6 protein-coding genes are annotated in these 8,306 nt (G+C 70.9%); 2 read left to right on the forward strand and 4 right to left on the reverse strand.

What is annotated here, in order from left to right; genetic code table 11:
- Window positions 1-81: 81 nt before the first annotated feature.
- From ABT300_RS38635 to ABT300_RS38650, 4 genes are read right to left on the reverse strand one after another with little or no spacing between them, the layout of a single operon-like run.
- On the reverse strand, window positions 82-1,110 hold the full coding sequence (locus ABT300_RS38635; RefSeq protein ID WP_452992316.1) for a LacI family DNA-binding transcriptional regulator: 1,029 nt from the start codon (window positions 1,108-1,110) through the stop codon (window positions 82-84).
- A 2-nt stretch (window positions 1,111-1,112) separates the two neighbouring features.
- Complete coding sequence (locus ABT300_RS38640) at window positions 1,113-2,018, reverse strand: carbohydrate ABC transporter permease (protein ID WP_351686256.1); 906 nt, start codon at window positions 2,016-2,018, stop codon at window positions 1,113-1,115.
- A complete protein-coding gene (locus ABT300_RS38645; RefSeq protein WP_351686258.1) occupies window positions 2,015-2,938 on the reverse strand; it encodes a carbohydrate ABC transporter permease in 924 nt (307 codons plus the stop codon). The genes ABT300_RS38640 and ABT300_RS38645 overlap by 4 nt, the downstream gene beginning before the upstream one ends.
- Window positions 2,935-4,254, reverse strand: a complete 1,320-nt coding sequence (locus tag ABT300_RS38650; protein WP_351686261.1) for an extracellular solute-binding protein — start codon at window positions 4,252-4,254, stop codon at window positions 2,935-2,937. Before ABT300_RS38650 ends, ABT300_RS38645 begins: the two co-directional genes overlap by 4 nt.
- A 159-nt stretch (window positions 4,255-4,413) precedes the next feature.
- On the opposite strand from ABT300_RS38650, the gene ABT300_RS38655 reads away from it, so the two are divergent.
- Both ABT300_RS38655 and ABT300_RS38660 read left to right on the forward strand, forming a co-directional pair.
- Window positions 4,414-6,435, forward strand: a complete 2,022-nt coding sequence (locus ABT300_RS38655; protein WP_351686264.1) for a beta-galactosidase — start codon at window positions 4,414-4,416, stop codon at window positions 6,433-6,435.
- 104 nt (window positions 6,436-6,539) lie between these two features.
- On the forward strand, window positions 6,540-8,108 hold the full coding sequence (locus ABT300_RS38660) for a glycoside hydrolase family 53 protein (RefSeq protein WP_351686267.1): 1,569 nt from the start codon (window positions 6,540-6,542) through the stop codon (window positions 8,106-8,108).
- Window positions 8,109-8,306: the final 198 nt, after the last annotated feature.

Raw genomic sequence — 8,306 nt, forward strand, 5'->3', positions numbered from 1 at the left:
ACATCGGCCACGGACGCCGGTGACGAGACACCGGCCGTCTCCGCCGTCCGGGCGAGGCCGGGCGGCGGACGGATCCCGACGTCAGGCGGACTCCCGCCGGACCAGTTCCGTCGGCAGGATCACCGCCGCCGGGTCCTCGCCGCCGATCTGGGCGAGGAGCACCCGGACCATCTCACTGCTGATCCGGTCCCAGGGCTGGCGGATGGTGGTGAGGGAGGGGCTGGCCGCGGTCGCCGCCGGTGAGTCGTCGAAGCCGCCCACCGCCACGTCCTGCGGCACCCGCCGCCCCGCCCGGTGCAGCGCCGTCAGCACGCCCTGCGCCATCAGGTCGGACGCGACGAACACCGCGTCCAGCTCGGGCGCCTGGGCCAGCAGCAGCTCCGCGCCGGCCTCGCCGCTGGCCCTGCTGTAGTCGCCGGACACGACGAGTCGTTCGTCGTACGCGACGCCCGCCTCGGCGAGCACCTCCCGGTACCCGGCGAGCCGCTCCACACCGCCCGGGGTGTCCAGCGGGCCGGTGACCACGCCGACCCGCCGCCGGCCCTGCGCCAGCAGATGCCGCACCATGTCCCGGGCGCCGTCGCGGTCGTCGGCGGCCACATAGCTCACCTTGGAGCCGATCCCGATCGGCTTGCCGCAGGCGACCAGCGGCACCCCCGCCTCGCGCAGCTCGGTGGCGACCGGGTCCCCGGAGCGGCTGGAGACCAGCAGCACCCCGTCCACGTGCCCGGCGGTGATGTACCGCGTGATGCGCCGGCGTTCGTCCTCCGTGCCGGCCAGCATCAGCAGGAGCGGCACGTCGTGCGCGGCCAGCGCCTGGGTGCAGCCGCGCAGCAGGACGTTGAAGTTGGGATCCTCGAAGAACCGCTCCTGCGGCTCCGTGAGCAGGAAGCCCACGGAGTCCGACCGGCCGGTGATCAGCGAGCGGGCGTGCCGGTTCACGACGTAACCGGTCCTGCGGATGGCGGCGTTGACCGCCTCCGCCGCGGCCGGGCTGACATAGTGGCCGCCGTTGAGGACCCGCGAGACGGTGCCCCGGGAGACCCCCGCCTCGCGTGCCACGTCGTGGATGGTCGGCGGTCTGCGCCGGCCCCCCGCATCCTTGTTCATGGTCACGACTTTACGGCTCCGGACAGCAGATCCAGGCTCCAGAAGCGTTGCACCACCAGGAACAGCGCCACCAGCGGGATCACGGCCAGGAAGGCGCCGGTGATCACCAGCGTGTACAGCGCGGGCTGGTTGGCCCCCTGCTCCAGCAACGTGAACAGGCCGAGGGTGATCGGGAACTTCTCGTCGTCGCTGAGCATGATGTACGGCAGCAGGAAGTTGTTCCACACCGCCACGAACTGGAACAGGAACACCGTCACCAGCCCCGGGACCATCATCGGCAGCGCGATCCGGCTGAAGATCCGCCACTCGCTCGCCCCGTCCATCCGCCCGGCCTCCACCACGTCGGCGGGCACGGCCGCCGCCGCGTAGATACGGGCCAGATAGACGCCGTAGGGCGACAGGATCTGCGGGAGCAGCACCGACCAGTACGAGTCCGTGAGGTCGGCCTGGGCCAGCAGCAGGTACTGCGGGACGGCCAGGATGATCGGCGGCATCAGCACGCCCGCGAGCAGGATGTTGAAGATCGACTCCCGGCCGCGGAAGCGGTAGACGGCGAGGGCGTAGCCGCTGAACGCCGACACGCACGTCGACAGCAGTGCGCCGAGCCCCGCGTACAGCGCGGAGTTGCCCATCCAGGTCCAGTACACGCCGTCGCGGTAGGAGTCGAGGTCCTGGAGGTTGTCGGCGAACCCGGTGCCCGGCAGGAAGGTGAACGTGGAGAACAGCTCACGGCCGGACTTGGTGGACGCGATGACCACCCAGGCGACCGGCAGAAGGCAGTAGACGGCGCCCAGCAGCAGGGTGACCGTGGGGATCAGGGCGATCCGGCCGCGCAGCGGCGCACGCCCGTGCGTCGCGCCGGTCGCGCCGGCCGTGGAGGGGGTCTTGTGGACGGCGAGTGTGCTCATGACGCCGCTTCCTGCCTGTTTCGGCGGTTCGCGGCCCGCAGGAAGCCGAAGGACAGCACCAGCGTGGCCAGGGCGATGATCACGGCCTCGGCGGCCGCCTGGTAGACGTCACCCGTGCCGAACGCGTCCCGGTACACCTTCATCAGCGGACTCCAGGTCGTGGACACGGAGTTGGTGAGCGGTTTGAGGGTGGTCGGCTCGTTGAACACCTGGAGTGTGGCGATGATCGAGAAGAAGAAGGTCAGCACCAGCGAGGGCGCCACCATCGGAATCTTGATCCGCAGCGCGGTCTGCAGCGGTGTCGCGCCGTCCAGCTTCGCCGCCTCGTGCACCTCGGCCGGGATGGCCCGCAACGAGGTGTAGATGACGATCATGTTGAAGCCGGCGCCGCCCCAGACGGCGATGTTCGACAGGGCGAGGTAGAGCGGACCGCCGTCGAGCAGGTCCGGCTGCGGCAGCCCCAGCTTCTCGAGCGCGTAGGAGAACGGGCTGACGTCCGGCAGGTAGAGGAAGCCCCACAGCAGCGCCGCCACGACGCCGGGGATGGCGTACGGCAGGAAGATCGCGAGCCGGGTGAAGGAGGCCAGCCGGACCTTCTCGGAGTCGAGCATCAGCGCGAACAGCAGGGCCAGGCCCAGCATGACGGGGACGACGATGCAGCCGTACCCGAGGACGCGCAGCGCGCCGTCGAGCAGTTCGCCGTCGGTGAGGGCGTCGGTGTAGTTCTCCAGGCCGGCCCAGACCTCCTTGCGGGCGCCCGAGCCGAGGCCGAGGCCCGAGACGCGCACCTTGTGGAGGCTGAGCCAGACCGCGTAGCCGATGGGCAGCGCGAAGAAGAGCGCGAAGAGGACGGCGGCGGGGACGAGGAAGGCGTACGGGGCGCCCTTGACCCCGTGCGACGTCCGGCGTGCGGTGGTCACTCGGAGACCCCGAAGCCCTGCTTCTTCATGTCGGCGACCGTGTCCGACTGCATGGCGGCGAGGGCGGCGGAGAAGTCCGACCTGTTCTTGGCGGCGGCGCCGAACGCGTCCTTGAAGCTCGTGTAGGCCACGTTCACGTTCGGGCCCCAGGCCGAGGGCGCCGTGGTCTTCGCGATTTCGGCGGCGGTGGTGTAGAAGTCCGCCTGGTTCGAGAAGTAGTCCGGCGGGGTCGCGAAGGCACCGCTGAGCTGGGCGGACGTGGAGGCCGGGTAGATGCCCCCCTCCTTGGCCAGCGCGGTGAGGGCGTCGCCGTCGGTGTTCAGCCAGGCGGCGAACTTCGCGGCGGCCGCCTTGTGCTTCGAGTCCGTCGTCACGGCCGTGGACGATCCGCCCCAGCTGCCGGTGACCTTCCCGCCGGCGGACCACTGGGGGAGCGGGGCCATCGCCCACTTGCCCTTGGTGTCGGGCGCGGCGGTGGTCAGCGTGCCCGGCGCCCACACGGCGGAGACCCAGGCGATCTGCTTGCCGGTGTTGAGCGCCTTGTTCCAGGCCGGGGTGTACATGGGCTGGTTGTCGACGGCGCCCTCCTTGACGAGGCCGCCCCAGAAGTCGGCGACCTTCTTGGTGGCCGCGTCGTCGATGCCGACCTTCCACTTGTCGCCGGAGGTGGTCCACCACTTGGCGCCGGCCTGCTGGGCGAGGCCCGCGAAGAGGCCGGAGTCGTTGGCGGAGAAGGTGGTCAGGTCCGTGCCCGGGGCCTTCTTCTTCAGGGCGCGGGCGGTCTCGGCGAACTGCTCCCAGGTCGTGGGGACGGTCAGGCCGTACTTCTTGAACAGGTCGGCGCGGTAGTAGAACATCATCGGCCCGATGTCCTGCGGCACCGCGTAGACGGCGTCCGTGCCCAGGGTCGTCTGCTGCCAGACGCCGTCCGCGAACTTGCTCTTCGCGTCGCCGACGTCCTTGCCTATGTCCGCCAGCGCGTCGTTGCTGACCAGGGTCGGCAGCGCCTGGTACTCGGCCTGGACCAGGTCCGGGGCCTTGCCGGCCTTGTGCGCGGTGAGGATCTTGGTGATCAGCGTGTCGCCGGACGCCTGCTTCTTCACCGTGACCGTGATCCGGTCCTTCTCACCCTGGCCCTTGTTCCACAGGTCGACGACCTTGTCCATGCCGGGCGTCCACGTCCAGTACGTGAGCGAGACCGGACCGGACTCGGCGCCGCCGTCCTCTTCGGACGAGCCGCAGGCGGCGAGGGCGGCGCCGCCCAGAGCGACGGCGACAGCAGCCGCGACGAGGCGTCCGCGCTTCGTGATGGACATGGATCTCTCCCTGACCTGGGTTTTGACGTCTGTGAGCGTTCACAGTAGAGAAACATCCTGGACGCTTGTCAATGGTTGTTGCTGTGCGGTTATGTTGAGCTCACACCGCCTACGATGTGTGTGAACGTTCCCAAATGATCGACCAAACGGGAGAGATCCATGCCGGAGACCACCCCCAAGGGCCTCACCGGGCTCGCCTTCGGTGGGGACTACAACCCCGAGCAGTGGCCGGAATCCGTCTGGCTGGACGACGTCCGGCTGATGCGGGAGGCCGGCGTCACCATGGTCAGCGTCGGGATCTTCTCCTGGGCCCTGCTCGAACCCTCGCCGGGGGAGTACGACTTCGGCTGGCTCGACCGGGTCGTCGACCTGCTGCACGAGCACGGCGTCCGCGTCGACCTGGGCACCCCGACCGTGTCACCGCCGGTCTGGTTCTATCGCCGCCACCCCGACGCACTGCCGGTGACCGCCGAGGGCGTGCGTTACGAGTTCGGCTCCCGCGGCGCGATCTGCCACAGCAACGCGGACTACCGTGCGGCCGCGGCGAACATCACCACGCGCCTCGCCGAGCGCTACGGCGACCACCCGGCGCTGGCGATGTGGCACGTGCACAACGAGTACGGCGTCCCCGTCTCCGCCTGCTACTGCGACTCCTGCGCCGCCCACTTCCGCCGCTGGCTGGCGACGACCTACGGCGCCGTCGACGCCGTGAACGAGGCCTGGGGCACCGCCTTCTGGGGCCAGCGGTACGCGAGCTTCGAGGACGTCAACCCGCCGCGCGCCGCTCCGACGGTCGGCAACCCGGGCCAGGCCCTCGACTACAAGCGGTTCGCCGACGCGACGATGCGCGAGAACTTCCGCGCGGAACGGGACCTCCTGCACCGCCTCTCACCCGGCGTCCCGGTCACGACCAACTTCATGACCGCCCTCAGCCAGTGCGACTCCGTCGACTACTGGGCCTGGGGCCGCGAGGTCGACATCGTCACCAACGACCACTACCTGATCACCGACGGCCGACGCACCCACGTCAACCTCGCGATGGCCGCCGACCTCACCCGGTCCGTCGCGGGCGGCGCCCCCTGGATCCTGCTGGAGCACTCCACCTCGGGCGTCAACTGGCAGCCGCGCAACCCCGCCAAGGCCCCCGGCCAGATGGCCCGCAACTCGCTGGCGCACGTGGCGCGCGGCTCCGAGGGCGCCATGTTCTTCCAGTGGCGGCAGTCCCGGCGCGGCGCGGAGAAGTTCCACTCGGCGATGGTCCCGCACGGCGGCGCCGACACCCGGGTGTGGCGCGAGGTCGTCGAGCTCGGCGCGGCCCTCGACTCCCTGGCGGCGATCCGCGGCACCCGCACCGTCGCCGACGCGGCCGTCCTGTGGGACTGGCACTCCTGGTGGGCGCAGAACCTCGACTGGCGGCCCAGTCAGGACGCCGACCCCCGCGAGCGCGCCGACGCCTTCTACGAGGTCCTCCACGACCGCCACCTCACCGTCGACTTCGCCCCTCCAGAGGCCGACCTGTCCCGCTACCCGCTGGTCGTCGTGCCCGCGCTGTACCTGATGACGGAGGCGGCCGGCCGCAACCTCACGGAGTACGTCGAGAACGGCGGCACCCTCGTCGTGTCGTACTTCTCGGGCATCGTCGACGAACACGACGCCGTGCACGAGGGCGCCTACCCCGGCCCGCTGCGCGACGTCCTCGGCCTGACCGTCGAGGAGTTCTCGCCGCTGCTGCCGGGCGAGCGCGTGCGCGTCGCCGGCCCCGACGGGTCGGAACTCGAAGGCGACGTGTGGACGGAGTTCGTCACCCTGCGCGGCGCCGAGACCGTGTGGACGTACGCCGACGGCCTCACCGTCGGCCGCCCCGCCGTCACCCGGCGCCGTTTCGGCGCGGGGACCGCCTGGTACGTCTCCACCCGCCTCGGCGCCGACGGCCTCGACGCGGTGATCGGCCGCGCCGCCGAGGACGCGGCGATCGCCCCGCGCGCCGAACTGCCCCGGGACGTGGAGGTGGTCCGCCGCTCGGGAGAGACGGGCGACTACCTCTTCGTGATCAACCACACCGCCGCCGACGTCAAGTTGCCCCTGGAGACTCCCGGCGCCGAACTGCTGACGGGTGAACGCGCGGCCGGCCGCCTCGCGGTCCCCGCGGGAGCCGTACGGGTCGTGCGACTCGACGGCTGAACCGACTCCCCCTTCGCCCGTGGAGCCGCGAGCCGCGGGCGGAGGGGGTCCCTCACGCCACGAGGGAACCCCCACCCATCACGTCGAAGGGACGACGGACGACGATGTTCCATCCCAGACGCACGCTCAGAGCCCTGCTGCTGCCGCTCACCGCGGGCCTCGCCCTCACCGCCCTGCCCGCCCAGACCGCCCAGGCGGCCGCCACGCTCGCCAACGGCGGCTTCGAGACGGACGGCGCCGGCACCGCGACGCCGGCCGGCTGGTCGACGTACTCGGCGGCCGGGCAGAACGCGGCCTCCTTCACCGAGTCCGGCGGGCACGCCGGCGGCTACCGCCTCTCGCACTACTCTTCGGCCGCCTACAAGGTCGAGACGTACCAGTACCTGTCCGGGCTCGCCAACGGCGCCTACAAGCTGACCGCCTGGGTGCGCTCCGGCGGCGGCCAGAAGGCCGCGTACATCGCGTTGAAGAACTGCGGCGGACCCGAGCAGCGCACCGACATCCCGGTCTCCTCCAGCGGATGGATCCGGATCGTCGCCTCCGTCGCGGTGACGAACCACCAGTGCACCGTCAGCGTCACCTCGGACGCCGGCGCCGGGAACTGGATCAACGTCGACGACCTGACGTTCGCGCCGGGCTCCACGGGCCTCACCGTCAAGGGCTCGGACGTGTCGTCGCTCGTCAAGAGCGAAGCCCTCGGCGGCGTCTACCGCAGCAGCTCAGGCGCCGCACAGGACCCGCTCGCCGTGCTCAGGAACGCCGGGCAGAACTACGCCCGGCTGAAGGTCTGGGTGAACCCGGCCGACGGCTACAACGACAAGGCCCGGGTCCTGGCGGCGGCCAAGCGGGTCAAGGCCCGCGGCATGAAGCTCCTGGTGGACTTCCACTACTCGGACACCTGGGCCGACCCGGGCGCGCAGACCGTGCCCTCCGCCTGGGCCGGACACTCCTACAGCCAGCTGAAGACGGACGTCTACCGGCACACCCACGACGTGCTCGACGCCCTCAAGGGGGAAGGCGCCGCCGCCGACATGGTGCAGGTCGGCAACGAGATCAACGGCGGCATGCTGTGGCCGGCGGGCTCCACCGGCGACTGGTCACAGCTGGCCGGACTGCTCAACTCCGGCTACTCCGCGGTCAAGGCGGTCGACTCCCGGACCCCGGTGGCGCTCCACCTCGCCAAGGGCGGGGACCTGGCGGGCACCCGCTGGTGGTTCGACAACGCCGTCTCCCACGGAGTGAAGTTCGACGTCATCGGCCTGTCGTACTACGGCTACTGGCACGGCGCGCTCGCCGACTTCCAGACCACCCTCGACGACGCGGCCGCCCGCTACGCCAAGCCGGTCTACGTCGCCGAGACGGCCTACCCGTTCCGGCTGGACAGCAAGGACGCGCACGAGAACATCATCGACCTGCAGAGCGAGCTGGTGTCCGGATACCCGGCCACCGTCTCCGGGCAGACCCGGTGGATGAACGACGTGGCGAGCATCGTGGAGGCCGTGCCGAACGGCCGCGGACTCGGCGTCTTCTACTGGGAGTCCACCTGGACGGCCGTCGCCGGCAACGGCTGGGACCCGGCCGACGCCTCCTCCGGCAACGGCTGGGAGAACCAGGCCCTGTTCGGCTACGACGACAGGGCGCTGTCCTCCATGTCCTGGTTCGCTCACCGCTGATCGACCGGCCTCGCAGGGCGGGGGCCCGGCCGCACTCCCGCGACCGGGCCCGTCCGTCCTCCCCGCCCGGTCCGGTCGTCCCCCCGTTATGTTTTTCGCGGTTCTGCAACAGGGCCGCTGGCCTCCGGGCCCGGCATGACTGTTGCCCCCTGTCGATCGGATGACCTGGGGGGTGGTGTCACCGGGTCCGAGGGGTGC

Source organism: Streptomyces sp. NPDC001027 (assembly GCF_040299045.1).
GTDB lineage: Bacteria > Actinomycetota > Actinomycetes > Streptomycetales > Streptomycetaceae > Streptomyces.